Here is a 26,474-nt window from a genome sequence, read left to right on the forward strand (position 1 = left end):
TGCACACGTGTTCCGCACCCGTACGCCGCTCTCAAGTTTCCGAAGAAACTCTACCGCTCGGCTTGCATGTGTTAGGCCTCCCGCTAGCGTTCATCCTGAGCCAGGATCAAACTCTCCATTGTATGTTTGTCTGACTCACTCAAAGTTTTTAACGCTTTAGTTTTTCCTTACTTGGTTGTTATATTGTATGTCAATGATCTTTTCTTCTTCCGCTTTGTAACGAAGCAATCTCTCTGTCAGTGTCGCTCCGTATTTGCGAGTGCAAAAGTAAAACTTTATTTCGTAATGACCAAATGTTTTGAAAGAAAATTTTAAAGTTTTTTTAGTAACCTTAATCCCTCTCATAACCTCAATCCCTTCACTCCTGCGCTCCCTCTAATTGGGACTGCAAAGATACAAACTCTTTTTTAACTGGCAACTTTTTTTTGAAAAATTTTCAAGTTTTTTTTCGTCTGATTCTTTTGGAAGTAATACTGTTTTTGCTTATCTAAAAGCTCTTCTGCGCTACCGAATCTCTTTCGTTTTTCAGTGGGGCAAAGATAGAAACTTACCACACACCAAGCAACTTTATTTAACATAAATTTCACCTTCCCGTAATATTTAACCCTAAGACCTTGGAACGCAGAGAGAAAAATTTTAAACATTTGTTTGGAATGCAGGGAAGATGGGTGGGAGAGTCTGAGCGTGGGAGGGGATTTTCATGGGTAATGAGTAATGAGTAATGGGTAATGGGTAATGGGTAATGGGTAATGGAAGGTATACCTATATAATAGTAGATATCTTTCTAGAAATATTCTTTTTCCAGGTTTGGGATAAAGCCACTGAATGATTTGTGTTCATCAAACAGACTTCCTTCGTCTAAACTCAGGATTACAGACCGCTTCTATTGAATTGTTAGGTACAATTAACCACAGATCGCACGGATTTACACAGAGGATAGCGGATACAATATATATAAGAGAGATGACAATAGCAGAAATAAATTCATCGTAAGTAAAATGCTTCGACTCTGCTCAGCATGACACCGCTAATACTAAATGCTAAAAAAATCTTAGACATTATACCCTCATTTTACTTCCTTTAAGACTCTCGTAAATAAGTTTGGATTCCTACGGAATGATACAATGGGAATAGCTGGATATCTCTACAATGGTTATTATATAGAATTACAGATTTAAAAAATGCAGACTCATTACAAGCTGAACTCTACAACCAGAAACTCATCATTCATCATTTATAATTCATAATTTATAATTTATAATTGATCCTCCCCTAGCCCTGATAGAAATGGTTACCCCACAGTTTGGGTTGGAGGGCCCGAAGGATTGAGCGTGGCAAAGCGCAGGCGCGAGGAGTATGAATGGATAGCAGGATAAAGCTCCTGAAAATGTTCGAGAGTTGGAGAGAGAAAGAGTTGGAGCGGGCGAGGATGAGTGGGAGCTTTCTGTATGAGGGATCAGAAATGGAATTCTGATATTTTTCACGGGAGAGGATAAAAAAACATTCCGTAAGAATCCTTTATATAAGGGGTTCCTACGGAATGGGTATAAAACGAAGTTATATTTTTAGTTCAGGACGTATGATGTTCCGTCTCTGCCATCTTTTAATTCGATTCCTTCTGCAAGCAGTTTGTCTCTGATCTGGTCAGACAGGTCAAAGTTTTTGGATTTTCTTGCCTGGTTTCTCAATTCAATCAACACTTTTAAGGTCTGATCAAGCTTTTCATTGTTATTTTCTTCTACAGTCTGCAGACCTAAAACATCAAAGATAAAGGCATTTAATGTTGACTTTAAATCTTCAAGATCTTCTGTTGAGATTGTTTCCTTACCATCGTTTAAAGCAAAGATGTATTTCACTGCTTCAAACAGGTGTGCAATAAGGATTGGTGAATTGAAGTCATCTGTTAATGCTTCATAGGCTTTCTCTTTCCAGTCTTTCAGGCTGAAACCGGATTGTTTTGTATCGTCAGGTGTAATTGCATTTAATACTTTTACAGCTTCCATCAATCTTATAAATCCTTTTTCACTGGCAATCATGGCATCGTTTGAAATATCCAAAACGCTTCTGTAATGTGCCTGCAGGAAGCAGAAACGTACAATTGAAGGGTGGAAAGGTTTTTCAAAGAAATCATTGTCTCCGGTAACCAACTGCATTGGAAGAATGTAATTCCCTGTAGATTTACTCATACGCTGAGAATTCATCGTCAACATATTAGCGTGCATCCAGTAATTTACTGGTGCTGCATCATTGCAGGCTTTTCCTTGTGCAATTTCACATTCATGGTGTGGGAATTTAAGATCCATTCCACCCCCATGGATGTCGAATGTTTCACCTAAATATTTAGTACTCATTGCAGTACACTCAAGGTGCCACCCCGGAAAACCTTCTCCCCAAGGGGAGTTCCATCTCATGATGTGGGCTGGAGATGCTTTTTTCCACAATGCAAAATCCTGTGGGTTTTTCTTTTCTCCCTGTCCGTCAAGATCTCTGGTATTGGCGAAAAGCTCTTCTATATTACGTTTTGAAAGTTCGCCATAGTTCAAACCTCTCCTATTGTATTCCAATACATCAAAGTATACTGAACCGTTGCTTTCGTAAGCGAAGCCTCTTTCAATCAGTTTTTGCGTTAATTCGATCTGCTCTACAATATGCCCTGTAGCTGTAGGTTCAATGTTTGGAGGAAGCAGATTGAACATGTCCAATACTTTGTGGAAATCTACGGTGTACTTCTGTACGATTTCCATAGGTTCCAGCTTTTCAAGTCTGGTCTGTTTTACGAATCTGTCATTATCTACATTTCCATCATCAGTAAGGTGCCCTGCATCAGTAATATTTCTTACGTATCTTACTTTATATCCCAAATGCACCAGGGTACGGTAAATAAAATCGAAGGAAAGGAAAGTTCTTACATTCCCCAAATGCACATTGCTGTACACGGTAGGTCCGCAGACGTACATTCCGACATTTCCTTCTAAAATAGGTTTGAATATTTCTTTTTCTGCTATAAGCGAGTTATATATTTTTAATTGCATTTATTTTTAAGTTAAAAGATTTAATGATTTTAAAGATTCAAAAATTAGTTAAAAAATTATTCTGTCACAACAAATAATTGTTGTGATAAAAATCTTATCTGAAACTTTTTTAAATTTTATCATAATTAAATCGCTTTTAAATGATGCTGTAAATGATCTACATAATCATCGATAATAAACTCCAATGTATACACCCGAGGTTCTGTTTTTGTAGTATCACAGGTTCTTTGCAATGCTTCATCGGGAATATTTTCTACAATATGAACAATCTGATAGTTCAAAGACTTCCACAGGCCAATAAGGTCTGAAGTAGGAACATTCTGATAGTTCTGAGCTTTTACCCAAAAATTCTGATCATATACAATATTTTCGTTCTCTTTATATTGGGTCACAACAAATCTACGGATATTTGTAAAAGCGCTGTCACAAAGATGACCAATAATTTCTTTTTTGGACCATTTTTGCTGAGAATCTTTATATGACCATTCTTCTTCCGAGATGTTTTGAAATCTCTGAAGCTCGGCATCAATAATATTTTTAAGGATCTGGTAGTTCATTGTTTAATAATCCAGTTTTGCATGGCTTCCTACGTAATGTAAGAATTCCTGTCTTGTAATAGGGTTTGTTCTGAAAATACCACTCAATTCTGCAGTAATGGTAGAACTTGCCGTATCTTTTATTCCTCTGCAGTTGACACAAAGGTGCTTTGCATCAATGATACACGCTACATCCTTAGTTCCCAAAGCTTCTTTCAAGGCATCTACAATCTGCATGGTAAGCCTTTCCTGAACCTGTGGTCTTTTCGCATAGTAATCTACAATTCTGTTAATTTTTGAAAGACCGATCACTTCCCCATTGGAAATATAAGCAACATGTGCTCTTCCTATGATAGGCAAAAAGTGGTGCTCGCAGAAAGAGTATACCGTGATATCCTTTTCTACCAACATCTGGCGGTATTTATATTTATTGGAGAAAGTAGAGATTCCTGGTTTGTTTTCAGGAAGAAGCCCTCCGAAAATCTCATTTACATACATTTTGGCAACACGTCTTGGAGAGTCTTTCAGAGAATCATCCGTCATATCCATTCCTAACGTTTCCATAATCTCGCCAAAAAGCTCAGTAATTTTTTCAATTTTTTCCTGTGGCGATTTATCAAAAGCATCTTTCCTTATAGGCGTATGTTCTTTTCCAGTGAAAATATCATCGTCGTTATCAGTAAAATCAACCATTTTTATTTAATTTGCAGCAAAAATACGGATAATATCTTTTTCTCTATTTCAAATGAGATGAAAAACATTATCTTTTATAGCATACTCAGATTAAAAAGCCTATGATTATTGTCGAAGAAGTACAAAATAAACTCCATAAAAGAGAATTTCTGGAATTCCCAGCCCGCCTTTATCAATCCGACAAAAATTATATCCGGCCTTTAGATAAACATATTGAGGAGATTTTTGATCCCGAAAAGAACAAATTCTTTAAAAATGGTGAATGTAAAAGGTTCCTGTTTAAAAAGGATGGTAAAACAGTAGGTAAAGTAGCTGTTTTTGTGAACGGCTGTTATGAGCAGAAGCAGCCTACGGGAGGAATTGGATTTTTCGACTGTATTAACGATCAGGAAACGGCTAATTTTATTTTTGATCACTGTAAAAACTGGCTTCAGGAAAGAGGAATGGAGGCTATGGATGGCCCCATTAATTTTGGGGAACGGGATAAATTCTGGGGGCTTTTGATTGAAGGGTTTATTGAACCTTTATTTGGAATGAATTACAACTTCCCATACTATAAAGATCTTTTTGAAAATTATGGCTTTCAGATTTATTTTGAACAGCTTTGTTTTACCCGGCCTGTTTTTGCGGAAGTTTCGAGGATCTTTACCATTGCTCATGAAAAGAACAGAAGAAATCCTGCCATTTCAGCTCACCCTATGAAAAAAAATAACCTGGCTAAGTTTGCAGAGGATTTTACTGAAATCTATAATAAAGCATGGGCTTCGCATGGTGAAGGAAAACGTTTGGAAGAAGCCAAAGTTCTGAAAATGTTCAACACCATGAAGCCTATCATCAATGAACATATCTCCTGGTTTGTGTATGAAAATGAGCAGCCAATTGCGATGTGGATCAATATTCCAGACCTCAACCAGTGGTTTAAATACCTCAACGGAAAATTCGGAATTTTTGAAAAGCTTAAATTTCTATTGCTGAAACGTTTTAAAAAGAACGAAAAAATGGTGGGTCTTGTTTTCGGTGTTGTCCCGGAATGGCAGAAGAAAGGTATTGACGGGTATATGATCTGGGAAGGAACTCAGCATTTGAGAAAACATACGGATTTTACGATTACGGAACTACAGTGGATTGGTGATTTTAACCCTCAAATGATCAAGATCGCAGAAACACTTGATACCACTGTTACCCGAAAGCTGGCTACTTACCGATATTTATTTGACAGAAATAAGGAATTTGAGAGGCACACCGGTCTTTAGAGGAATGAAGCTGGAGGCTGGAAGATGGAAGTTTATTGATTACCGTAAAATTAGGATCGTTTTTCTTGATTGCTTCGGGTTATTTGATGCAAAGTTTTTATTTGCTTATTTTCTATTTTTGAGGAAGCGAAGATGGAATCAACTTCATTGATTCTTTTTAAGCGGGTGTATAGCCTACGGCTTTTTTAATCTATTTTACTTTTAAAAGAAATTAAATTCTGTACAGAATTTAATTACAATAAAAACCCCGCCTTTTACAGCAGGGTTCCTTCATTTTGGTACTTTTATTAGAATAGCTCACCGGCTACTTTTTTAATATTATCACTTTTTCCCATGGAATAAAAGTGCAGAACAGGAACTCCGAAATCCAGCAGTTCCTTGCATTGTGCAATCGCCCACTCTACTCCGATTTGCTTTACAGCTTCATTATTTTTGGCATTTTCCACTTCATTGATGAGCTCCTCCGGAAGATCTATTTTGAATACCTGTGGCAGGATTTTCAGGTGTTTCTTTGTGGCAATAGGTTTTATTCCCGGAATTATTGGAACGGTAATTCCCATTTCTCTTGCTTTCTGAACGAATTCAATATACTTTTTATTGTCAAAAAACATTTGAGTTACGATATAATCTGCTCCGGCATCTACTTTTTGTTTCAGCCATTTAAGATCATAATTCATGGAAGGGGCTTCCATATGTTTTTCCGGATATCCGGCCACTCCGATGCAGAATTTGTTCAATTCATCACATGCCTCTTCCTCATTGTGAAGATACTTTCCTCTTCCCAGGTTATTAATTTGTCCCACAAGATCCATAGCACTTGCGTGACCTCCCTGAGTAGGTTCAAAATACTGATGTCCTTTCATGGCATCTCCTCTTAAAGCCATTACATTATCAATTCCAAGGTACATACAGTCTACCAGCAGATATTCTGTTTCTTCTTTTGTAAATCCTCCGCAAAGAAGGTGTGGCACTGTATCTACATTATATTTATGCTGAATAGCGGCGCAAATTCCCAATGTTCCCGGGCGCATTCTTGTGATACGACGCTCCATGAGGCCATTTCCTTTATCTAAATAAATATATTCTTCTCTGGAGGTGGTAACATCTATGAAAGGTGGTTTGAATTCCATCAACGGATCTATATTGGTATAGAGATCTTCAATCCCGATTCCCTTCTGTGGCGGAACAACTTCTAAGGAAAATAAAGTTTTTCCATTTGCATTTTTAATGTGTTCTGTTATCTTCATGTCAATGTTAATCTGCTAAATTTGGCGACAACCATTTTCTCGCTTCCTGAATGCTACAACCTCTTCTTGCTGCATAATCTTTAAGCTGGTCTTCTGTAATTTTTCCTAATCCGAAATATTTGGCATGCGGGCTTCCGAAATAATATCCGGAAACAGACGCTGTTGGGAACATGGCAAGGCTTTCTGTAAGGAAAACACCTGTATTTTCTTCTACTTTTAAGAGATCCCAAATTGTTTTCTTCTCCAAATGGTCAGGGCAAGCCGGATATCCCGGAGCCGGACGGATTCCTTTGTATTTTTCAGCAATCAATTCTTCATTGCTTAAACTTTCCTGATTGGCGTATCCCCAATATTCTGTTCTTACTTTTTTATGTAAAAATTCTGCATAAGCCTCAGCAAAACGGTCTGCCAGAGCCTTTACCATGATAGAATTGTAATCATCATTGGCTTTTTCATATTCACTGGACAATTCATCTGTTCCAAATCCGGTGGTTACGCAGAATGCTCCTACATAATCAGTTTTTCCAGAGCTTTGAGGAGCAATAAAGTCACTTAGAGCCAGATAATCTTTCCCTTTTGATCTTTGGGCCTGCTGCCTTAAGGTTAAAAACCTGGCCTGCTCATTATTATTTTCGTCAAAAATCAAGATATCGTCAGAGTCATTGGAATTGGCTTTAAAGATTCCGAAGATGGCTTTTGCTGTTAATAATTTTTCATCCAGAATTCTCTTTAAAATAACCTGAGCATCTTTGAATAATTCTTTCGCCTGTACTCCCACTACTTCATCTTCTAAGATATTCGGGTATTTCCCATGAAGATCCCAGCTTCTGAAAAACGGAGACCAGTCGATGAAAGGAAGAAGTTCTCTTAAATCCTGATTCTCGATTACTTTTACTCCAATTGTATTCGGAGTGAAGATCTCTTCATTTTCCCAATCAATTTTAAAATTGTTTTCTCTTGCGTCTTCAATGGAAACATAATCTTTATCCACCTGTCTGTTCAGGAATTTTTCTCTGAAATCGGAATAATCATTCTTTAAATCCGAAACGTATTCTTTATTTCTGTCGCCTAATAATGAGCTCACGACATTTACAGCTCTTGATGCGTCATTTACGTGAACGACTGCATTTTTATATTTTAAATCGATTTTCACTGCGGTATGTGCTTTTGAAGTTGTAGCACCACCGATCAGTAAAGGAAAATCTAAGTTTTGTCTTTCTAATTCGGAAGCGATATACACCATTTCATCCAAACTTGGGGTAATCAATCCGCTTAATCCTATAACGTCTACTTTTTCTTCAATGGCAGTCTGAATAATCTTTTCAGCAGGAACCATTACCCCAAGGTCAACAATCTCATAATTATTACAACCCAAAACAACGCTCACAATATTTTTACCAATATCATGAACGTCCCCTTTTACCGTTGCCATTAAGATTTTACCATTAGCTGGTTTTGCTCCGTCTTTTTCTGCTTCAATGAAAGGCTGTAAATAAGCTACTGCTTTTTTCATTACCCTTGCGGACTTCACTACCTGAGGAAGGAACATTTTTCCGCTTCCAAACAAATCTCCTACCACTCCCATTCCTGTCATCAGATTAATTTCTATAACATGAAGCGGTCTTTCGGCTAATAGTCTTGCTTCTTCTACATCTTCTTCGATAAAACGGTCAATTCCTTTTACCAGCGCATAGGTAATTCTTTCCTGCAAAGGATTGTTTCTCCATTCTAAGTCTTCAGTTTTTTCTTTTTTAACTGATTTATGTTTTTCGGAATAATCGAGAAGTCTTTCTGTAGCATCTTCTCTTTTATCCAGAATTACATCTTCTACAAGTTCCAGAAGTTCTTTATTGATCTCGTCATACACCTCCAGCATGGCCGGATTCACGATCCCAATGTTCATTCCTGCCTGGATTGCATGATAAAGGAATACGGAGTGCATAGCTTCTCTTACAGTATCATTTCCACGGAAAGAGAAGGAAACATTGCTTACTCCCCCACTTACAGAGGCATAAGGAAGATTCTGTCTTACCCAGCGTGTGGCTTCAATAAAATCGATGGCATTTCTTCTGTGTTCTTCCATTCCTGTTGCCACCGGAAATATGTTTAAATCGAAAATAATATCTTCTGCCGGGAAGCCAATCTGGTTTACCAGAATATCATAGGACCGTTTTGAAATTTCAATTCTTCGTTCAAGATTGTCCGCTTGTCCTACCTCATCAAATGCCATTACAATGACTGCGGCTCCATATCTTTTAATAGCTTTGGCATGTTTGATAAATTCTTGCTCGCCTTCTTTTAAGCTGATAGAATTCACTACACATTTTCCCTGTGCTACCTGAAGACCTGCTTCCAGGATTTCCCATTTGGAAGAGTCTACCATAATTGGAATTCTTGCGATATCCGGTTCAGAAGCAATTAAGTTCAGGAATTTGATCATGGATGCTTTTCCATCAATCAAACCATCATCGAAGTTGACATCCAGAATCTGGGCACCTCCTTCTACCTGATGGCGGGCAATATCTAATGCTTCGGAGAATTTTTCCTCCTTGATCAGTCTTAAAAATTTTTTGGAACCGGCAACGTTAGTTCTTTCACCAACGTTGATGAAATTACTTTCCGGCGTTATGATAAGAGGCTCTAGGCCTGATAATCTTAAATATTTCATTTTATTCTTCTAAAATATAGTAGGCATCATTTCCATCCTGCCTCAATAAATCCCTGTGCTTACTTCGAGCGGAATTTTTTGTATGCTAAATTGTATTCTTTAGCAAATTCCCGGATTTCCTCGGCGGATATTTCTCTACCAGATCAGCAATCGCTTTAATATGCTCAGGAGTCGTACCACAGCACCCTCCGATAATGTTGATCAGTCCTTTTTCCACATATTCTTTGATCTGTCTTGCCATATCTTCAGGAGTTTCATCATATTTTCCGAAGGCATTGGGTAAACCGGCATTCGGGTAAGCTGAAACATAGAATTCTGAATTATGAGCCAGTGTTTCAAGATAAGGGGTAAGCTGATCTGCTCCCAATGCACAGTTGAAACCTACGCTCAATAAATTCAGGTGGGAAACTGAGATCAGGAATGCTTCTGCAGTCTGTCCGCTCAATGTTCTTCCGGAAGCATCCGTAATAGTTCCTGAAACCATAATTGGAATTTTTATTCCTCTTTCGTCCTGTAATTCATCAATGGCGAATAAAGCAGCTTTTGCATTCAGGGTATCAAAGATGGTTTCAACCAAAAGGATATCTGAGCCTCCGTCCAACAACGCTTCACACTGCTGTTTGTAAGCTACTCTCAATTCTTCAAAAGTGATAGCTCTGTATCCGGGATCATTCACATCCGGGCTTAAACTTGCCGTTCTGTTCGTTGGTCCTATAGATCCCGCTACGAATCTCGGTTTTTCCGGATTTTTTGCAGTGTATTCATCACAGGCTTTTCTGGCAATTTTTGCAGATTCATAGTTCAGATCGTATACCAGATCTTCCATATGATAATCTGCCATTGCAATGGTGGTTCCTGAAAACGTATTGGTTTCAATGATATCAGCACCTGCTTCCAGATATTTTTTGTGAACTTCTTCAATCGCCTGAGGCTGCGTCAGAGAAAGCAGGTCATTATTTCCTTTTACCGGATATTCCCAGTCTTTGAAACGCTCTCCACGATAGTCTTCTTCTTCGAATTTGTATCTCTGAAGCATAGTTCCCATTGCACCATCAAGAATTAAAATTCTTTCGGATATCGCTTTATATAATTGTTCTGAATTTTTCATATTCTATCAATTTGTAACAGTTTATAAATCCGCTGACCAGTTTTTTGCATAAGAGGATTTTTTTATTAATGATTTCAAAATCCTCTTTAGAAATATAATGTTGGTCTAGAGCCAAATGGAAATGAGCCTCCAGTTTATTAAGAGATTCCCCGGCTATGTGTAAAAACGGTAAAGTATCTTCAGGAATCTCTCTTCTACTTCCTTCCGTTATATTAAACGAAACTGAAGTTGCCATTCTTCTTATTTGACTTGTTAAAGCCAATAATTCTTCTCCAGGAAAGTTTGTGGTCAAAATATAAGTCAGAGTAACCAACTTTCTTACTTCCCTATAAATTGCTAATTCTGTGTAGTCTCTATCCATTTGGCTCTATAAACTGTCAACGATTAACTAATCTAAGGCCTGTTTCAGATCCGCGATAACATCTTCTACATTTTCCAGTCCTACTGAGCAACGAACCAATCCTGCTGTAATTCCTACCTCATTTCTTTCTTCATCTGACAGTTTAGAATGGGTAGTGGATGCCGGATGCGTAACGATCGTTCTTGTATCACCTAAATTGGCGGACAATGAACACATTTGTATCTTATCTAAAAAGGCTCTTCCTCCTTCTATACCACCTTTTATTTCAAATGCTACGATATTTCCTCCCAGCTTCATCTGCTTTTTGGCTACTTCATAGCTTGGGTGGGATTTCAGGAAAGGATATTTTACTAATTCCACATTGGGATGGCTTTCTAAAAACTCAGCTACCTTCAATGCATTCTCACAGTGTTTTTCTACCCGGATTGCCAATGTTTCAAGGCTTTTTGATAGTACCCATGCATTAAAAGGAGACAATGCAGGCCCTGTATTTCTTGCAAAAAGATAAATTTCTCTGATCAGGTCTTCTTTTCCTACTGCTATTCCTCCTAAAACTCTTCCCTGTCCGTCAATCAGTTTTGTAGCTGAGTGTACAACAATATCTGCACCGTATTTGATAGGCTGCTGAAGATAAGGTGTTGCAAAACAGTTGTCTACAATAAAAATAAGATTGTGTTTTTTGGCGATCTGCCCGAAGAATTCAAGATCCAGAATTTCAATAGCCGGATTGGTAGGCGTTTCAAGATATAAGATCTTAGTATTAGGTTGAATGTATTGCTCTACGTTTGCGGCATCTTCTGCTTTGAAATATGAAGTTTCAATATTCCATTTCGGGAAATACTTAGTAAACAATGTATGTGTAGACCCGAATACAGACTGACAGCTCACAATGTGATCTCCGGCATTTAACAAAGCTGCAAATGTAGAATAGATGGCTGCCATTCCTGTTGCAAAGGCATATCCTGCTTCTGCGCCTTCCATTTTAGCGATCTTATCTGTAAATTCTGTTACGTTGGGATTAGAGAAGCGGCTGTATAGATTTTTAGGCTTTTCTTCAGCAAAGCTTGCTCTCATATCTTCCGCATCCTGAAATATAAAACTGGAGGTCAGATAGAGCGGTGTTGAATGCTCGTCAAACTGAGATCTTTCAGTCTGGGTTCTTATTGCTGATGTTTCAAAATTTTCCATATAGTTTTAATTTTAATAATGTACAATGTATTTTCAGGCTGCTATTCTATACTTCATTAAACAAATCCCTCTGCATTGCTCTCTTCTTCATGAATACATTGTACATTTTACTTTGTACAAATTATTTAGTTTCACTTACTCTTAAAATATCTCCGAATACACCTCTTGCAGTTACCTGTGCTCCGGCTCCGGCTCCCATGATAACAATTGGGTTTTCTCCGTAACTTTCTGTATAAATTTCAAAGATTGAATCTGAACCTTTCAGCTGTCCTAATGCGGATGTCGCAGGAACAGACACCAGTTTTACATCCAGTTCACCTTTATCTTTCTGTAAGTCACCATGCAGATCACCTACATATCTCAATACATGTCCGGGTTCCTGGTTTTCTTTTATTTTCTGGTATTCTTCGTCTAGTTCCCCAAGTCTTGAAAGGAATTCTGACTTTGAAACTTCAAGCAGGCTTTCCGGAACCAGGTTTTGAATATTGATATCTCCAAATTCGTTGATTAAATCTAATTCTCTCGCCAGGATCAATAATTTTCTTGCCACATCATTTCCTGATAAATCTTCTCGTGGATCCGGTTCTGTAAATCCTTTTTCCAAAGCTTCGTTGATGATGGTTGAGAATTTATCGTCTCTCAAAGAAAAATTATTGAAAACATAACTCAGTGTTCCGGAGAATACTCCTTTGATTCTTGTGATATTTTCTCCTGAAAGGTGTAATAATTTAATCGTATCAATCAATGGTAAGCCCGCCCCCACATTGGTTTCATACAGATAACGTCTGTTATTTTTATTCAACGTATATCTTAGTTTTCTGTACTCTTCAATCGGAAGGGTATTGAAAATTTTGTTGGAAGAAACCAGATCAAATCCGTTTTCTGCCAAAGCGTGATAATTCTTTACAAAATCTTTGCTGGCTGTGTTATCCACAACAATCAGGTTCTCCAGTTGATTTTCATTAGAAAAATTAATAAGTTCTTCTACATTTGATGGATGTTCTGCTGTTAAAACCTCATCACTCCAATTAGTATCAAATCCTTTTTTGTTGAAGGCAATTTTCTTTGAGTTGGCCACTGCCACCACCTTAAGATCTATCTTTTTACGTTTTTTAATTTCTTCCGCAGATTCCAGAACCTGCTGTATCAATGTTTTTCCTACATTTCCGTGACCAATGATAGCCAAATGAACTGTCTTTGGTTTTTTGAAAATTTCAGATTCTATAATATTTTTTGTTTTTTCATCCTGTGAAGAAGTCACTACAATGTTGACTCTGTTTTCTCCAGCTACCTGGTTTAAAAGCAATGGAAAAACATTGTTTCTTGCCAGCTCAACAAAGACTTTATTGAAATCTTCTGCTACAAAACCAATCACAGAAACATTATTGATACTGTAGATCTGGGAAACTTTTCCTGATTTTCTTTCTTCTTCAAATTCATCAATAAGACAGGCTACTGCTTTTTCTGCATCATTGGCGTGAACCAGAATAGAAATTCCGTTTTCTACGGCCTGCTGAGAAATTACACCTACACTGATGCGCGCTAAAGTAAGCGCTTTAAAAATTCGTCCGTCAATCCCGATTTCTCCCAGGAAATCTTCTCCTTCAAATTTGACGATTGATCTGTTCTTCAAAAATTTTATTTCGTTAGCATTTTTCATTACTTCTATAAAATGTTTTTAATGATATTATTTAATTGTTGATATTCCATTAGGAAGGCATCATGCCCGTGTATAGATTGGATCTCGTGATAAGAAACATCCTTATTTTTCTCTTTTAAGTTTTCAAAACACATTCGGATTTCAGAAGCCGGGAAGAATAAGTCTGTATCTACGGAGATCATGTGCATTCGTGCCTGTATGTTCTCCAACGCTTCTTCAGCAACGTTTATATTCATCAAGAGATGGTTCATCAGCTTGTAACTTTTTAAACTAAACCTTTCGTTTAGCGCATTACCATGATAAACCAGCCAGTCTTCTGATTCCAGGCGTTGTTTTTCCTGGTTATATTGGTTTTGAAATCTGTCATTGAGTGACTGTGGAGTTCTGTAACACAACATCGCATGAATTCTTGCTTTCTGTAATGGTTCCTCTTTATCATTCAATAAAAATTTCTGAACCAGACACTGTGCATGAAGCCAGTCGTGTGTTCTGTAATCACAGGCTATAGGAATAAATATTTCCGCGAGATCCGGCTGCTTAGCAAGCATTTCCCAGGCAATCCCTCCTCCCAGAGAGCCTCCGATAATGGCGTATAAATTTTTGATATGTAACGCTTCAAGGCCTTTCAGAAATATCGTAGCGATATCTGAAGGAGTGAAGTCTTCATAGTCTTCAATTAAAAAATCGTCATATCCGTTTCCGGGTATATTAAAGCACAGAACAGTATATTTATCAGTATCTACAATCTGATTTTCTCCTACCAATTGTTTCCACCAGCCTTTTGCTCCGGATACATTGGAATTTCCGGTAAGAGCATGGTTGATTAAAATGACAGGGGCTGTAAACAGATCTTTCCCAAAAAGCTGATAGCTTAATGAGATACGGTATTCCTTTTGGGAATAAGTTTGATACGTAAGATTAATATAGTTTAGTTCTGTTTTCAATTCTATTAAATTTTAATACAATTGAAAATGCCACAGGAAATGGCTGAAAAAGAACTTCAGTGAGTTATCTGTCCAAAATACTTTGGTAGAACGTAGCACCTTCTTTGCTTGCGCAAAGGGTTGCTAAGGTTTCATAGGGTCTAATCCCTCAACCTTTCTTGATAACATTTTCAATATTTGAATGAACGAATGATGCAAAGGTAGTTCTTTTCTTTTAATTTCAAAAAAAAATTATTTTAATATTTAAAAAAGCCCTTAAATACAAGTATTTCAAAGGTATATTAATAATTATTCAGATGAAAAAAATTGGAATTACCTTTCAAAAAAACTAACTTCGTGTGGAAAAATGATGAGATATGACCGCTGAAAAAGAAAGATTACAAGATACCAAATGGAAAAACTGGGGACCTTATGTAAGCAACCGGCAGTGGGGAAATGTACGCGAAGACTATAGCCCGAACGGGAATGCCTGGAATTTTACCAATCATAATAATGCCGAAAGCTATGCTTACCGCTGGGGTGAAGAAGGTATTGCAGGAATTTCTGATGTAAAGCAGATTTTATGTTTTGCTTTTTCATTTTGGAACAAGAAAGACAAAATGGTAAAGGAAAGGTTCTTCGGGTTGAGCAACCCTCAGGGAAACCACGGAGAAGACATTAAAGAAATCTTTTATTATCTGGATAATACACCCACTCACAGCTATATGAAAATGGTGTATAAATACCCGATTAATGAATTTCCTTACGATGATATTGTTGCAGAAAACGGGAGACGCAGTAAAAAGGAACCGGAGTATGAGCTGTTTGATACAGGAATTTTTGATAATGATGAATATTTCGATATTTTTATTGAATACTGTAAAGCCGACCACAATGATATCCTTGCCCGAGTAACCATCTGTAACCGAAGCCAGCATGAAGCACCTATTCTGGTAGCGCCTACTGTATGGTTCAGAAACAACTGGAAATGGGGATACAATACCTATAAAGGAGAAATCAATGCTTCTCATGACGGAAGTATTAATATTGGGCACGACAGTATTTCGATCAAGAAATTCTATTCCCGAAATCCGAATGCGCAAAGCGCATTTTGTGATAATGAAACCAATAACACCAAGCTTTATGGAACACCTACCGCTGAAAACAGTTATTTCAAAGATGGAATCAATCATTTTATCACCCACCAGACGAATACTATAAATCCCGAAAAGAAAGGGACAAAAGCTTCTTTTCTGATTGATGAAATGATTGGAGCCGGAGAATCTAAAGTTTTTGACTTCAGACTATGTCCTGATAAGGCCGATGAACCTTTTGAAAAGTTTGATGAAATTTTCAATACACGAGAGGCTGAAGCAGAAGAGTTTTATAAGGGAATCCAGAATGATACAGTGAACGAAGATGAAAGAAATGTTCAGAGACAGGCTTTTGCCGGACTTCTTTGGAACAAGCAGTTCTATCATTATAATATCGGAAAATGGCTGAAAGGTGATCCTAACTTTGAAGCCCCAAGAAATTTCAATGAATATGTAAGAAATACAGAATGGAATCATCTCCATAACAAGGATATTATTTCCATGCCTGATAAATGGGAGTATCCATGGTATGCTACGTGGGATCTGGCATTTCACTGTGTTCCTTTTTCTATCATAGATGCCGAATTTGCTAAAGGGCAGCTTCTACTTCTTACCAAAGAATGGTATATGCATCCTAACGGGCAGCTTCCTGCCTATGAATGGAATATGAGTGACGTGAATCCGCCTGTACATGCCTGGTCATGCTTCCGTGTTTTTAAAATTGATGAAAAAAATAACGGAAAGCCGGATTTATTATTCCTGGAGAAAGTATTCCAAAAGCTGCTTCTTAATTTTACCTGGTGGGTTAACCGAAAGGATAAAAACGGGAAAAATATTTTTGGTGGCGGTTTCCTTGGTCTCGATAATATCGGAGCTTTTGACCGAAATATGGAACTAAAGGATGGTCAGCATCTTGAACAGGCAGACGGAACAAGCTGGATGGCGATGTATGCACTGAATATGATGCGTATTGCAATGGAACTTGCCCAATATTATCAGGTATACGAAGATATGGCGATCAAATTTTTTGAACATTATCTTTATATTGCCGAAGCGATGGAAAATCTGGGTGAAGGCACAAAAGGTCTCTGGAATGAAGAAGACGGATTTTTCTATGATGTACTACAGCTCGGAAACGGAGACAGTGTTTCTTTAAAACTAAGAAGTATTGTAGGTTTAATCCCTATGTTTGCCGTTGAGATTGTGGATCATCATTTATTGGAAAAGATGCCTAATTTCAGAAGCAGAATGGAATGGATCTTAAAAAACAAGCCGGAACTCACCAAACTTGTTTCTCACTGGGACGAAGAAGGACAAGGCCGAAAACACCTGATGAGCATCCTGCGTAAAAACAGGCTGACAAAAGTTTTGACCAGAATGCTTGATGAAAATGAGTTCCTGAGTTCTTACGGAATCCGTGCCATGTCTAAAGTATATGAGGAAAATCCTTTTGTATTCTCTGTGCATGGAAAAGAAAATATGGTCTACTATACGCCTGCAGAAAGTGACAGCCGCATGTTTGGAGGAAACAGCAACTGGCGGGGCCCAATCTGGTTCCCTATCAACTTCCTGATCGTAGAAAGTCTGCAACGTTTCCATTTTTATTATGGAAACAGTTTAAAAGTAGAATTCCCAACGGGAAGTGGTGATAAAAGAAATCTTGATGAAGTAGCTCAAAATATCAGTAAAAGACTTTGTTCGATATTTTTAAAGGATGAGCATGGGCAAAGGGCTTTCAATGGAGGTAATCCAAAGTTCAATTATGATGAACATTTCAGAGATTATATTACCTTCTTTGAATATTTCCATGGGGATAACGGCCGTGGTGTAGGCGCTTCCCACCAAACGGGATGGACTGCCACCGTGGCAAAACTGATCAAACCAAGACTTACCTTTTAATATAAACAATGAGTAATAGGTAATGAGTAATAAAAAAAGCCGGATGTTTCATCTAGTCATGGTCGGAAGAAATTTCCGACCATTTTTTATGTTTTAAGTTTTGAAGACTTTTGCAGGATCACCCCCCGCAAATATTATTAGAATTGCGGTAATCATATCCCGAAGTTCCATAGCGATGCGTCTTTTAGCTGTTTTATATCCTAAATTGTTTACTTTTTTGTAAATCAAGAGCAGCATAGAAGCAATCATTGTCATGTAGAGCATTACTTCAATTCCGTTTTTATTGAGCGAAACAAGATGGCTTAAATTCAACTCTTGTTTCATAAATCTGAAGAATACCTCAATATCCCACCTTTTACGGTAATAATCCGATATTTCTTTGGCAGAAAGTTCAAATTCGTTGGTTATGAACCAAAGTTCTTTAGCTGTTTTTTCATTTTTGATAACGATCAACCGAAAATATGTTTCTACTTTTTCTTCACGATGATGAATATTTCCCCGTTTGTTTTGGATGGGTTTTCCGGTGTAAAGCTTCACTTTGCTGTCTTTAATAACTCCCCAATCATCCCATTTTATTGGGGTTTCTGTTTTAATAAAAGATTCAATCTCTTCATATTTCCTGTTTTCTTTGGAACGGATAATAAATTTCAGAAGCTTTTCTTCAAAATCTTTCATCGTCCTTGTAGACTGGATCCCTCTGTCTATGATATAAATATTATCATGATGATCTTCTTTTTTCACCTGGTTCAGAACAGCCTGGGCAAGAGCATTATCTTCTGTTGAGTATTTTTGCCCCGTAAAAACATCTACCGCTGATGGCAAAATTCCGTCAAATGAAAAACTGAATTTCACTAATTTTTTTCCACTTTTCTGATCAATTCCTTCTTTAAGCTTGTTACATGTATCAGCTACAATGGTACTGTCAACTCTGATTAAGTTGTATTTTTCGATTTCTGTCTTGGAATAAAGTTCCGAAAATCTTTCGTACATCTGTTCGTAGATTTCTAGGAAATAATTGGAATCAATTTTTGAAAGCCTCTCAGAAATTGAACTCCTTCGAATCTTTTCCTCTTCCCCTAAACCAAATAAGGCTTTGAATCCACTGCTATTAAAAGTATCTTCGAGTGTTCTTTGACTTAATTTTTCATTATCAAATATGCAATACAAAAGCAGGTAGAATATTTTTCTTCCATGCAAAACTTTACTATAATAATCCACTTTTGTACTTGCGGAAAGGTGACTTAAAAGTGCTTCGGGAATAAATTCTAAAACATCTTTAAGTGATATTTTGTGATCTTTAAAAACTGACATAAACAATTGATTATCAGCAATAAAGATACAAAAAATGAAAAAATGAAACAATAAAACAAATTAAATAGTTGATAATCAATTAATTACAATAATAATATTGAATATCTAAAAACAAAAAGTCGGAAGAAAAAATCTTCCGACCATGACTAATGTTTCATCCGGCTTTTGCTATTTTTTTAAATGAGAGATTAAATTTTTTCTCCGTTCACGTATACTTCGTACCCGATTTCTACATTCGGCTCCAGTGTTTTTGATACGGAACAGTATTTTTCAAAAGAAAGCTCTGCTGCTTTCTGTGCTTTTTTAGGATCAATTTCTCCTTCCAAAAGGAACTTAACGTTAATCGATTTAAAAGGTTTTGCATCATCTACCTGCACTCTCTCTCCTTCTACTTCCGCCTGGAAGCTCTTGATTTCCTGACGCTGCTTCTTCAGAATAGAAACTACATCAATTCCGCTGCATCCTGCCACCGCCATCAGTACACTTTCCATGGGAGAAACTCCTTTTGCTCCCGGCTGAGAAGTATTATCCAAAAGAATAGAATTTCCCTGAGCATTGGTACATTCAAATAAAAAATCGTCGTTTATTCTGTTAAGTGTAATTTTCATTATTTATTGCTTATTGCTTCTACAAAGTTATAAAATTCCTCTTGCTTTTATCTCCAAATATTTATTGATAACATCGATATTCAAATTTTCCGGAAGTGTATAGACTGTATAAATTCCATATTTACGGAGTTCCTGAATGATCAGTTTCTTTTCAAACTCGAATTTTTCAGCAATGATCTCATCATAGATTTCCTGCATGTTTTCAGGATTTTTGTTGATGAGCGTCTGCAGTTCTGAATTTTTGAAGAATACCACTACCAGCAAATGGTTTTTGGCAATTCCACGAAGATATTTCAGCTGTCGGTTCAGCCCGTCCAGTGTTTCAAAATTGGTAAAAAGCAGAATTAAGCTTCTTTGATTGATGGAATATTTTACATCCTGATACAAACGGTTGAAATCACTTTCGAAGAAATCGGTTTTAATATTATACAGTGCTTCAGAGATTTTTTTCAGCTGTCCGGATTTATTATCGGCAGCGATTTTATTTTCCGCTTTCTTAGAAAACGTCATCATTCCGGCTCTGTCTCCTTTTCTTAAAATGATGTGAGATAATGCCATTGTTGCATTAATGGAATAATCCAATAAGCTTAATCCGTTGAAAGGCATTTTCATGGTTCTTCCTTTATCAATCAGCATAAAAATACGCTGCGATTTTTCATCCTGAAACTGGTTTACCATCAGACGGTTAGTCTTGGAAGTAGCTTTCCAGTTGATTGTTCTGATATCATCCCCGGGAACATATTCTTTGATCTGTTCAAATTCCATGGTGTGCCCCAGCTTTCTGACTCTCTTGATTCCGCCCAATAAAAATTCACTCTGAATGGCCATCAGCTCATATTTTCTGAGGTGGATAAAGGATGGGTAAGCAGGCAGCATCGCATCTTTCTGGAAAATAAATCTTTTTGAGATTAATCCCAATGGTGATGATGCATAGACATTCAACCCTCCAAAGTGATATTCTCCTCTTTCTTTAGGTTCTAATGTGTATTGAAAAAATGTATTTGCTCCGGAAGCAATTCGTTTTTCGATCAAAAAATCTCTTTTCTGAAACTGGAACGGAATTTCATCAATAATTTTAGCGATGATGCTAAAGCTGTAATTATTCTTGATGTCAATTTTTACAAAATTCTCATCTCCGTTAGACAGTTTTTCCGGCAAAATCCTTTGAGCCTGTAATGCATTCTTCTGATTAAAAAGCAACAGGAAATCTACCATTGCCGCCAGAAAGCAAATCAGGAGTGCAATATGGGCTACCCACATCAGCACCGGAAAGAAAAATGCCAGAACATACAGAATCCCCACTCCGATGAGTGTAAAAAAGAAACGTGTATTAATGTATAAGTTTTTCATTAGTTAGGTAGCGGGTTGCAGATGTTGGGTTTTAGGTGGTCGTTTATTAGCTTTTTTACAATCATTATTATTATTGTAGAGAATTAATAAGTCCGTTCAACATTTTGGATATTTCTATAATTTCCTGATTTAGTTTCAAATAATCATCTTCATTTAAAAAACCGAGATTTTTTGAAATGATTAATTGTGTTTCTGCCTCTGCACAACTGCCTCTTGCTATTTTTAAAAATTGTAGATAATCAGGCTTGCTTCGTCTCGAGTTTCCCTCAGCAATATTAGAGGGGATTGAAACAGCAGACCTTCTTATTTGTGATATTAATCCGTAGATTTCGGCTTTAGGAAAAGTGTCTGTAATTCTATAAATTTCAGTAACAAAATCAATCGATTTCTGCCAAACTAAAAGCTCTTTAAAATTTGCCATATATAATAATTTTGTCACTATTAAAGCATTCACTTACTATCAACTGCTACCTGCCACCTATTATCTACTACCTATCTAGGAATCTCTATTCCTTCTAAAATCTGACGGATAATTTCATCTGCAGTAAGGCCTTCCATTTCTCTTTCGGGAGAAACAATTACTCTGTGTCTTAAAACAGCGTAGCTTGCTTCTTTAATATCCTCAGGAGTTACAAAGTCTCTTCCTCTTATGGCAGCAAATGCTTTTGATGCTGTAAGAAGTGCCAGTGAAGCTCTCGGAGAAGCTCCCAGATATAAGAATTGGTTCTCTCTTGTGTTGATGATAATTTTAGCAATATATTCCATCAACTGGTTCTCCACAATGATTTCTTTTACCAGATGCTGGTAGTTTTTCAACTGTTGTGCACTGATAACACGGTTGATTCCTTCTGTTTTATCTTCTTTTTTACTTTCGTGCTGATTTTTAATGATCGCAATTTCCTGTTCAAGATTAGGATATCCTACATTGATTTTGAATAGAAAACGGTCCAGCTGAGCCTCCGGAAGTCGGTATGTTCCTTCATGCTCAATTGGGTTTTGTGTAGCGATAACCAGAAAAGGCTCTTCCATTGTATAACGGGTTCCATCCATTGTGATCTGTCTTTCTTCCATTACTTCAAATAACGCAGACTGTGTTTTGGCAGGTGATCTGTTGATCTCATCAATCAGTATGAAATTCGAGAAGATAGGTCCTTTTTTAAATTCAAATTCTGAATTTTTCACATTGAAGATGGATGTTCCTAAAATATCAGAAGGCATCAGGTCCGGTGTAAACTGGATTCTGCTGAAACCCACGTCTATAGTTTTGGCTAATAATTTTGCAGTGATTGTTTTGGCTACTCCCGGAACACCTTCTATAAGGACATGTCCGTTGGAAAGTAGCGCTGCCAAAAGATGTTCAATCATCTTCTCCTGACCTACAATTACTTTTCCGATCTCAGATTTTACTTTCTCCAGGCTTGCTCGAAGTTCAATCATATCTATTCTCGACTGAAACTGTTCTTCCTGTTTATTAAGATTAATAGAACTTTCGTTTTCTATATTGGGATTATCAAAATTTTCCATAATAAATTTTCATTAGTCAGTTTAACAATGGATCTCTATAACCACACTATTCAGGTGAATTGCCGTTATCAGTATTGAAAAACTGTTGCATCTTTAGGTTATTATATTCTTCTATTATTTAAGTATGTCATCAAGGAGCTTATTGATCCTTGCAAGGTCTTCCTTCATTACACTGGCGTAAGGATCCTGAGCTTTTTTGATAAGTACTATCGCCTCACTGATCATTTCAATCGGTTTTCCGGTTTTCAGCTGCAATTTTTTTGCAAATTCTTCGTCTAAATTCTGGGTATCTATCAACATATCCATTCTCACTTTATTCAGAAAATACTGTGCCTTCTTGGACATCATGTCATGAAAATCGCCTTCCTGAAGATACAGATTTCCAATACTTTTCACAAAATCCAATGAAGTATTTTTTAATGGCTCTTCTACAGGCACTATTCTCTGCTTTCTTTTTGCATTAAAGAAAATGAAAAGGATAAATCCTCCCAAAAACACCCACCAGCCATATTTTAAAGCCGGATTCGACAATACGAATCTCATAAAGAAACGGGATGCAGAACTTTTATTGGATACAAACCAAAGGGTTTCTCTATCCTGTAAATATGAAAACACATCCTGCGCGTATTTTACATTTCCGGGTTTCAGAAGATAATAGTTCGTTAGAAGAAGAGGTTCAACATGTGCATAAATATGCCCTTTCCCAAATTTCACTTTGATAAAGTTGGCCTGATCTGTATTCTTTTTCTCTACCGTTTTGCCGAGTACTTCTACTTTAGGTTTGATAAATGAGAATCCTCTGCCGGATGGAAATTTATCTAATTTAATAAAATCATTCTGAAATTTTTTATCTGTGAGCTTCAGGACATTTTCTTCTTCAAAAGATATTTCAGAATCATAATATCCAATACTGTCTGAAACTTCTTTAGGCATACGGGTGACCATCAGCATTGCATCTGATCCTTCAGATACCTGGGTCAGAATTTTATTCCAGGATTCTCTGTCGATATTATTTTCAATAACAACAATATTGTGAGGTGCTTTTTTATGCTGACTGTAATATTCGTAGGGAGCCTGCTCAATCTTCTTCAGATTATTTTTAAAAAGATCTTTGGCTTCATTATTAAAAACAAATAATCCGAACGGAGACTTTTCATTGAGATCAAAATTCTTCCGCCAGTCTGTCGTTTCTTTTTTGTTAACTTCAAGCAATGCCAAAATAATCATCACAACGATGAAAATTACAGCATATGTTTTGAAAGTTTTATTCATGGTTACTATTGTTATGGTTTAAATGCCTGATACTGATTTTTAAATTTCTGGTAGCTCTCTTCTTCAATATTGAATTCTCCGTACCAGACATAATCAAAGATATAGGACAGATTAGAGAAATCATTTTTCAGATGAGGAGCCTTAAGCTCTGCGGCATAGTCCTTATTTGTTTTTTCAGGATTCCAATTAATCAGTTTTTTGTCACTCAGCTTTTTTAGGATAAAAAGAAATTGGTAACGAACTGCAGAACGGTAATCTCCTGTATGTTCAAATTTCACAATACTTTCCGGGAAGTTGATTTCATGAATATTCTCATGAAGTTCCTGTACATTGAGATCCAGTTTTTTATTCTTTTTACCAAAAATAAAATTCCCATCCTTTCCCATGACATATTTAATGATGAAATACAGCAGGAATCCAACAAGAATAATGGCAAACAAACGGATAAGGACAGTGGTAAATTCTCCCGACTTACTGAGCGTAGTTTCACCAAAAATGCTCTGTATTATCTGATCCAGTTTTCGCATCAGCTTCTGAAAGAAAGATTCTCTCGGTTTTGATACGGAATAATCAAATTCATTTCCTTTATATCTGGACGGAATGTTTTCTTTGAATGTTTTAGGATATACCGCATTTTCTGAGACCGGATTTTTCATCAGCACAGAATCCGCACGCAGCATATTTCTGTAATGCCCGGTGTTATACAATGAATCTACCAGTTCATCGGAATCAGAGTTGTCATCCTGAGCGTGAACCAGCCCAAGAGAGAAAAAAAGCAGTATGAAAAAAAGAATTTTATTCATTGATTCCAATCATATCTATTTCTGCCAATTCTACTTTCTGGTGAAGATCTGTTCTGCTGTCATAATACATCAAACCGGCATTCACATACATCAGATTTGAAAGAAAAAATGAAAGCAGCATTGAAATTCCATACAATACAAAAAACAGGACGCCTGCAGTTCCGGTAAAAGGATTCTGCTCAAAATTTCCGTCCGGTGTAGAGGTAAGAAGCGATCCGTAAAAAAACATCATCGGGATAAATGTGAATACAGATGTTATCATATAAATAATAATAAACATCACAAATGCAGATCCCCAATATTTCCAGTATGGTGATTTCTCACTTCCATTCGGATAAGAAAACTGAGAACGTAATGCATAACTCAAACTTCCCCAGAAACCTCTGTCCGAATTAAAATAATCATACATCAGAAAGGTAGTAAAATTAAATATCGTTGGATAAAGCAGCAGGATCAAAAACAATCCGATAATAATAAAAATCAGGATATAAGAAAATCCTACCACAAATAAAATTGCCGGGGTAACAATGAAGATCATCCCAAGACACAGCTTACCGATTCTTCCGGCATTGTTCTTAAAGTCATTTAGAATTTCATCCGCCTTTATCTTTTCTGCTCCCTGCGCTATTCTTTTTAAATAAAAAACAGGATACAGGTAATTGACAATCATCAGAATCATGAAAAGCAGGAATGTCAATAATCCTAAAGTAATCAGCATTCCGGAATTTTCTGAAAAGTATTGTTCAAAATAATATGTTTCACCACCAAGATTAGATCCGAATATTTGTGAAAAGAGTTCTTTATACCCGAAAATCACCACAGTTACCATTAAGATCAAAAGCAAGCCGTTGATCAGAATATAGTTTTTGAAATAGTTCTTTCCGTATAATTTGAAAAAATTGAAACTGTCACTGATGAAAGTTCCAAAATCTCTTTTTTTATAAAATTGCATCATGAATGTGTTTATTAGTTTTTTTGTAGACAACTGACGGATATACAAAATAGTAAAATCCGATAATTGCCAGTGAACCTAAAATAATGATCAAATTTAAAAATAAAGGCATCTTCAAAGCATGCCTTGTAACGTAACCTTCTATAATCCCTGCACAAATAGTGAAAGGAACAGTGCTTAAAAATATTTTAAATGAATCTTTAAATCCTTTTTTAAAAGAATTGAACCTTGAAAAAGTTCTCGGAAATAAAATAGAAGCTCCCAGAATTAATCCGCACATGGCTTCCACCACCATCGCAAAAATTTCAAAAACGCCATGAAGCCAAATTCCTCTAGCACTGTCTTTCAACGCTCCATAATCATAGAAAAAATACTGAAAAGCTCCCAGCATTACACTATTGGAAAGGAGAGCAAATAAAGTTCCCACTCCTCCGGCAATTCCGTAAATATATAATTTTGCTCCTACCTGAATATTATTAAAAATAATTCCGATCGTGCTTCCCCATGTGCTTCCACTCTGATAAACTCCTACAGCATTATTATTTTTAATATTTTCAACGGTTTCATTCACATATCCTTCGCCCAGAATAATATTGACAAAATCCTTATCATAAATTGCAGAAAGCACTCCTATTGACGTAAATAAAATGAAAAAGAGAAATGCATACATCAGGTATCTCCGGTACTGATACATCAACAGCGGAACTTCAGTTTTAAAAAAATAAACCAGTCTGTTCTCCTCTACCCTTTTCGTTTTATAGATCTTCTGAAAAATCTGGGCAGACAAATGATTCAGATAAACTGTAGTGTTACTTTTGGGATAATAAGTCTGGGCAAAAGAAAGATCGTTGATCAGGTTGATGTACAACGAAGACAGGTCATCAGGATTTTTTTTAATTTTCCCTTGAATAACCTGTTCGATTCCCAACCATTTTTCTTTATTTTGTTTAATGAAATAAACTTCTCTCATAATTATTAAGGCTAAAATAATA

At 36.7% G+C, this 26,474-nt stretch carries 21 protein-coding genes, 1 rRNA gene and 1 riboswitch; of the genes, 2 read left to right on the forward strand and 20 right to left on the reverse strand.

Annotated elements, in window-relative coordinates:
* From CLU97_RS00005 to folE, 4 genes are all read right to left on the reverse strand, one after another.
* Positions 1 to 122 (reverse strand): 16S ribosomal RNA (locus CLU97_RS00005); the annotation flags it as partial.
* Positions 123 to 1,565: 1,443 nt separating this feature from the next.
* Positions 1,566 to 3,032 carry a cysteine--tRNA ligase gene (cysS, locus tag CLU97_RS00015; RefSeq protein ID WP_121486155.1) on the reverse strand — a complete coding sequence of 489 codons (1,467 nt, stop codon included), beginning with the start codon at positions 3,030 to 3,032 and terminating at the stop codon, positions 1,566 to 1,568.
* A gap of 125 nt (positions 3,033 to 3,157) precedes the next feature.
* Complete coding sequence (locus CLU97_RS00020; RefSeq protein ID WP_121486156.1) at positions 3,158 to 3,589, reverse strand: DinB family protein; 432 nt, start codon at positions 3,587 to 3,589, stop codon at positions 3,158 to 3,160.
* A gap of 3 nt (positions 3,590 to 3,592) precedes the next feature.
* Entirely contained in the window at positions 3,593 to 4,261 is a 669-nt protein-coding gene (folE, locus tag CLU97_RS00025) for a GTP cyclohydrolase I FolE (protein WP_047376638.1), read from the reverse strand.
* Between the two features lie 101 nt (positions 4,262 to 4,362).
* On the opposite strand from folE, the gene CLU97_RS00030 reads away from it, so the two are divergent.
* On the forward strand, positions 4,363 to 5,514 hold the full coding sequence (locus CLU97_RS00030) for a hypothetical protein (RefSeq protein WP_121486157.1): 1,152 nt from the start codon (positions 4,363 to 4,365) through the stop codon (positions 5,512 to 5,514).
* A gap of 287 nt (positions 5,515 to 5,801) precedes the next feature.
* Here the strand turns inward: CLU97_RS00030 and metF are convergent, their stop codons facing one another.
* From metF to CLU97_RS00070, 7 genes are all read right to left on the reverse strand, one after another.
* Positions 5,802 to 6,761 (reverse strand): methylenetetrahydrofolate reductase [NAD(P)H], encoded by a 960-nt coding sequence (gene metF, locus CLU97_RS00035; RefSeq protein WP_121486158.1) that lies wholly within the window; start codon positions 6,759 to 6,761, stop codon positions 5,802 to 5,804.
* A 7-nt stretch (positions 6,762 to 6,768) separates the two neighbouring features.
* Positions 6,769 to 9,429: a methionine synthase gene (gene metH / locus CLU97_RS00040; protein ID WP_121486159.1), complete on the reverse strand. Its 2,661-nt coding sequence runs from the start codon at positions 9,427 to 9,429 to the stop codon at positions 6,769 to 6,771.
* An 85-nt stretch (positions 9,430 to 9,514) separates the two neighbouring features.
* Complete coding sequence (locus CLU97_RS00050) at positions 9,515 to 10,537, reverse strand: homocysteine S-methyltransferase family protein (RefSeq protein ID WP_121486160.1); 1,023 nt, start codon at positions 10,535 to 10,537, stop codon at positions 9,515 to 9,517.
* On the reverse strand, positions 10,512 to 10,898 hold the full coding sequence (locus CLU97_RS00055; RefSeq protein WP_121486161.1) for a four helix bundle protein: 387 nt from the start codon (positions 10,896 to 10,898) through the stop codon (positions 10,512 to 10,514). Before CLU97_RS00055 ends, CLU97_RS00050 begins: the two co-directional genes overlap by 26 nt.
* 27 nt (positions 10,899 to 10,925) lie before the next feature.
* Positions 10,926 to 12,086, reverse strand: coding sequence for an O-succinylhomoserine sulfhydrylase (locus CLU97_RS00060; RefSeq protein ID WP_121486162.1), 1,161 nt, complete (start codon positions 12,084 to 12,086; stop codon positions 10,926 to 10,928).
* 121 nt (positions 12,087 to 12,207) lie between these two features.
* Positions 12,208 to 13,746 (reverse strand): ACT domain-containing protein, encoded by a 1,539-nt coding sequence (locus tag CLU97_RS00065; protein WP_121486163.1) that lies wholly within the window; start codon positions 13,744 to 13,746, stop codon positions 12,208 to 12,210.
* A gap of 5 nt (positions 13,747 to 13,751) precedes the next feature.
* Positions 13,752 to 14,690 carry an alpha/beta fold hydrolase gene (locus tag CLU97_RS00070; protein ID WP_121486164.1) on the reverse strand — a complete coding sequence of 313 codons (939 nt, stop codon included), beginning with the start codon at positions 14,688 to 14,690 and terminating at the stop codon, positions 13,752 to 13,754.
* A 61-nt stretch (positions 14,691 to 14,751) separates the two neighbouring features.
* A riboswitch (SAM riboswitch) is annotated at positions 14,752 to 14,858 on the reverse strand.
* A gap of 188 nt (positions 14,859 to 15,046) precedes the next feature.
* On the opposite strand from CLU97_RS00070, the gene CLU97_RS00075 reads away from it, so the two are divergent.
* Positions 15,047 to 17,662 carry an MGH1-like glycoside hydrolase domain-containing protein gene (locus CLU97_RS00075; protein WP_121486165.1) on the forward strand — a complete coding sequence of 872 codons (2,616 nt, stop codon included), beginning with the start codon at positions 15,047 to 15,049 and terminating at the stop codon, positions 17,660 to 17,662.
* A 93-nt stretch (positions 17,663 to 17,755) separates the two neighbouring features.
* On the opposite strand, the gene CLU97_RS00080 is transcribed toward CLU97_RS00075, so the two are convergent.
* The 9 genes from CLU97_RS00080 to CLU97_RS00120 form a co-directional block, all read right to left on the reverse strand.
* Complete coding sequence (locus tag CLU97_RS00080) at positions 17,756 to 18,973, reverse strand: IS4 family transposase (RefSeq protein ID WP_121486166.1); 1,218 nt, start codon at positions 18,971 to 18,973, stop codon at positions 17,756 to 17,758.
* Between the two features lie 188 nt (positions 18,974 to 19,161).
* Positions 19,162 to 19,581, reverse strand: a complete 420-nt coding sequence (locus CLU97_RS00085; protein WP_105702098.1) for an OsmC family protein — start codon at positions 19,579 to 19,581, stop codon at positions 19,162 to 19,164.
* 27 nt (positions 19,582 to 19,608) lie between these two features.
* The gene (locus tag CLU97_RS00090) at positions 19,609 to 20,931 is read right to left on the reverse strand and encodes a DUF58 domain-containing protein (protein ID WP_121486167.1); all 1,323 of its coding nucleotides are present in this window, start codon (positions 20,929 to 20,931) and stop codon (positions 19,609 to 19,611) included.
* 70 nt (positions 20,932 to 21,001) lie between these two features.
* Complete coding sequence (locus CLU97_RS00095; protein WP_121486168.1) at positions 21,002 to 21,352, reverse strand: four helix bundle protein; 351 nt, start codon at positions 21,350 to 21,352, stop codon at positions 21,002 to 21,004.
* Between the two features lie 71 nt (positions 21,353 to 21,423).
* Positions 21,424 to 22,455, reverse strand: coding sequence for an AAA family ATPase (locus CLU97_RS00100; RefSeq protein WP_183084481.1), 1,032 nt, complete (start codon positions 22,453 to 22,455; stop codon positions 21,424 to 21,426).
* Positions 22,456 to 22,569: 114 nt separating this feature from the next.
* Complete coding sequence (locus CLU97_RS00105; protein WP_121486169.1) at positions 22,570 to 23,727, reverse strand: hypothetical protein; 1,158 nt, start codon at positions 23,725 to 23,727, stop codon at positions 22,570 to 22,572.
* An 11-nt stretch (positions 23,728 to 23,738) separates the two neighbouring features.
* Entirely contained in the window at positions 23,739 to 24,530 is a 792-nt protein-coding gene (locus CLU97_RS00110; protein ID WP_121486170.1) for a DUF4129 domain-containing protein, read from the reverse strand.
* On the reverse strand, positions 24,523 to 25,485 hold the full coding sequence (locus CLU97_RS00115; protein WP_121486171.1) for a DUF4013 domain-containing protein: 963 nt from the start codon (positions 25,483 to 25,485) through the stop codon (positions 24,523 to 24,525). Before CLU97_RS00115 ends, CLU97_RS00110 begins: the two co-directional genes overlap by 8 nt.
* Positions 25,469 to 26,452 (reverse strand): stage II sporulation protein M, encoded by a 984-nt coding sequence (locus CLU97_RS00120; RefSeq protein ID WP_121486172.1) that lies wholly within the window; start codon positions 26,450 to 26,452, stop codon positions 25,469 to 25,471. Before CLU97_RS00120 ends, CLU97_RS00115 begins: the two co-directional genes overlap by 17 nt.
* Positions 26,453 to 26,474: the final 22 nt, after the last annotated feature.

Source organism: Chryseobacterium sp. 7 (assembly GCF_003663845.1).
In the GTDB taxonomy this organism is placed as follows: domain Bacteria; phylum Bacteroidota; class Bacteroidia; order Flavobacteriales; family Weeksellaceae; genus Chryseobacterium.

Excerpts from the sequence above, each read along its gene's own strand:
- cysS (WP_121486155.1), bottom strand. The coding sequence starts at position 3,032 with ATGCAATTAAAAATATATAACTCGCTTATAGCAGAAAAAGAAATATTC.
- CLU97_RS00020 (WP_121486156.1), bottom strand. The coding sequence starts at position 3,589 with ATGAACTACCAGATCCTTAAAAATATTATTGATGCCGAGCTTCAGAGA.
- folE (WP_047376638.1), bottom strand. The coding sequence starts at position 4,261 with ATGGTTGATTTTACTGATAACGACGATGATATTTTCACTGGAAAAGAA.
- CLU97_RS00030 (WP_121486157.1), top strand. The coding sequence starts at position 4,363 with ATGATTATTGTCGAAGAAGTACAAAATAAACTCCATAAAAGAGAATTT.
- metF (WP_121486158.1), bottom strand. The coding sequence starts at position 6,761 with ATGAAGATAACAGAACACATTAAAAATGCAAATGGAAAAACTTTATTT.
- metH (WP_121486159.1), bottom strand. The coding sequence starts at position 9,429 with ATGAAATATTTAAGATTATCAGGCCTAGAGCCTCTTATCATAACGCCG.
- CLU97_RS00050 (WP_121486160.1), bottom strand. The coding sequence starts at position 10,537 with ATGAAAAATTCAGAACAATTATATAAAGCGATATCCGAAAGAATTTTA.
- CLU97_RS00055 (WP_121486161.1), bottom strand. The coding sequence starts at position 10,898 with ATGGATAGAGACTACACAGAATTAGCAATTTATAGGGAAGTAAGAAAG.
- CLU97_RS00060 (WP_121486162.1), bottom strand. The coding sequence starts at position 12,086 with ATGGAAAATTTTGAAACATCAGCAATAAGAACCCAGACTGAAAGATCT.
- CLU97_RS00065 (WP_121486163.1), bottom strand. The coding sequence starts at position 13,746 with ATGAAAAATGCTAACGAAATAAAATTTTTGAAGAACAGATCAATCGTC.
- CLU97_RS00075 (WP_121486165.1), top strand. The coding sequence starts at position 15,047 with ATGACCGCTGAAAAAGAAAGATTACAAGATACCAAATGGAAAAACTGG.
- CLU97_RS00080 (WP_121486166.1), bottom strand. The coding sequence starts at position 18,973 with ATGTCAGTTTTTAAAGATCACAAAATATCACTTAAAGATGTTTTAGAA.
- CLU97_RS00085 (WP_105702098.1), bottom strand. The coding sequence starts at position 19,581 with ATGAAAATTACACTTAACAGAATAAACGACGATTTTTTATTTGAATGT.
- CLU97_RS00090 (WP_121486167.1), bottom strand. The coding sequence starts at position 20,931 with ATGAAAAACTTATACATTAATACACGTTTCTTTTTTACACTCATCGGA.
- CLU97_RS00095 (WP_121486168.1), bottom strand. The coding sequence starts at position 21,352 with ATGGCAAATTTTAAAGAGCTTTTAGTTTGGCAGAAATCGATTGATTTT.
- CLU97_RS00100 (WP_183084481.1), bottom strand. The coding sequence starts at position 22,455 with ATGGAAAATTTTGATAATCCCAATATAGAAAACGAAAGTTCTATTAAT.
- CLU97_RS00105 (WP_121486169.1), bottom strand. The coding sequence starts at position 23,727 with ATGAATAAAACTTTCAAAACATATGCTGTAATTTTCATCGTTGTGATG.
- CLU97_RS00110 (WP_121486170.1), bottom strand. The coding sequence starts at position 24,530 with ATGAATAAAATTCTTTTTTTCATACTGCTTTTTTTCTCTCTTGGGCTG.
- CLU97_RS00115 (WP_121486171.1), bottom strand. The coding sequence starts at position 25,485 with ATGATGCAATTTTATAAAAAAAGAGATTTTGGAACTTTCATCAGTGAC.
- CLU97_RS00120 (WP_121486172.1), bottom strand. The coding sequence starts at position 26,452 with ATGAGAGAAGTTTATTTCATTAAACAAAATAAAGAAAAATGGTTGGGA.